Origin of the sequence: Peribacillus loiseleuriae (assembly GCF_001183985.1) — a bacterium.
In the GTDB taxonomy this organism is placed as follows: Bacteria; Bacillota; Bacilli; order Bacillales; family DSM-1321; genus Peribacillus; species Peribacillus loiseleuriae.
The window spans coordinates 4,984,083-4,985,698 of sequence record NZ_LFZW01000001.1 but is presented as its reverse complement, the minus strand read 5'-3'; the positions used below and the strand labels follow the sequence as shown (position 1 = coordinate 4,985,698).

The 1,616-nt window shown below is 48.9% G+C and carries 1 rRNA gene and 2 other annotated features (1 of these 3 only partly in view); the gene reads left to right on the top strand.

Annotation, left to right across the window (positions count from 1 at the left end):
- A 16S ribosomal RNA gene (locus AC625_RS23065) occupies window positions 1-80 on the top strand (it extends 1,493 nt beyond the left edge of the window).
- Window positions 81-251: 171 nt separating this feature from the next.
- Window positions 252-808: a sequence feature (23S ribosomal RNA rRNA prediction is too short), on the top strand.
- A gap of 7 nt (window positions 809-815) precedes the next feature.
- Window positions 816-1,543: a sequence feature (23S ribosomal RNA rRNA prediction is too short), on the top strand.
- Window positions 1,544-1,616: the final 73 nt, after the last annotated feature.

Sequence of the window (1,616 nt, the reverse complement as noted above, 5' to 3'; positions counted from 1 at the left end):
CGCCTAAGGTGGGACAGATGATTGGGGTGAAGTCGTAACAAGGTAGCCGTATCGGAAGGTGCGGCTGGATCACCTCCTTTCTAAGGATGAAATGAAGTACTAGATACTTCACTAAATGGACGTTTCTGCCTTTGTTTAGTTTTGAGAGAATTATCTCTCTACACTTTGTTCCTTGAAAACTAGATAACAAATAACAAGACATCATTGAAATAGTAAGTTCTTTTTTTAATTAACTTCGGTTAAGTTAGAAAGGGCGCACGGTGGATGCCTTGGCACTAGGAGCCGATGAAGGACGGGACTAACACCGATATGCTTCGGGGAGCTGTAAGTAAGCTTTGATCCGGAGATTTCCGAATGGGGAAACCCACTGTTCGTAATGGAACAGTATCTTTACCTGAATACATAGGGTACTGAAGGCAGACCCGGGGAACTGAAACATCTAAGTACCCGGAGGAAGAGAAAGCAAACGCGATTTCCTGAGTAGCGGCGAGCGAAACGGAAGATAGCCCAAACCAAGAGGCTTGCCTCTTGGGGTTGTAGGACACTCAACATGGAGTTACAAAGGAACGGGGTAAGTGAAGTGATCTGGAAAGATCCGTCAAAGAAGGTAAAAACCCTGTAGCTGAAACTTCGTTCCCTCCTGAGTGGATCCTGAGTACGGCGGGACACGAGAAATCCCGTCGGAAGCAGGGAGGACCATCTCCCAAGGCTAAATACTACCTAGTGACCGATAGTGAACCAGTACCGTGAGGGAAAGGTGAAAAGCACCCCGGAAGGGGAGTGAAATAGATCCTGAAACCGTGTGCCTACAAGTAGTTAGAGCCCGTTAATGGGTGATAGCGTGCCTTTTGTAGAATGAACCGGCGAGTTACGATTTCATGCAAGGTTAAGTTGATAAGACGGAGCCGCAGCGAAAGCGAGTCTGAATAGGGCGAATGAGTATGAGGTCGTAGACCCGAAACCAGGTGATCTACCCATGTCCAGGGTGAAGTTCAGGTAACACTGAATGGAGGCCCGAACCCACGTACGTTGAAAAGTGCGGGGATGAGGTGTGGGTAGCGGAGAAATTCCAATCGAACCTGGAGATAGCTGGTTCTCTCCGAAATAGCTTTAGGGCTAGCCTCGAGATGAGAGTATTGGAGGTAGAGCACTGATTGGACTAGGGGCCCCCAACGGGTTACCGAATTCAGTCAAACTCCGAATGCCAAATACTTATTCTCGGGAGTCAGACTGCGAGTGATAAGATCCGTAGTCAAGAGGGAAACAGCCCAGACCACCAGCTAAGGTCCCCAAGTTTACGTTAAGTGGAAAAGGATGTGGAGTTGCTTAGACAACCAGGATGTTGGCTCAGAAGCAGCCATCATTTAAAGAGTGCGTAATAGCTCACTGGTCGAGTGACTCTGCGCCGAAAATGTACCGGGGCTAAACGTAACACCGAAGCTGTGGATGGATACCGTATGGTATCCGTGGTAGGAGAGCGTTCTAAGGGCGTTGAAGCTAGACCGGAAGGACTGGTGGAGCGCTTAGAAGTGAGAATGCCGGTATGAGTAGCGAAAGAAGGGTGAGAATCCCTTCCACCGAATGCCTAAGGTTTCCTGAGGAAGGCTCGTCCGCTC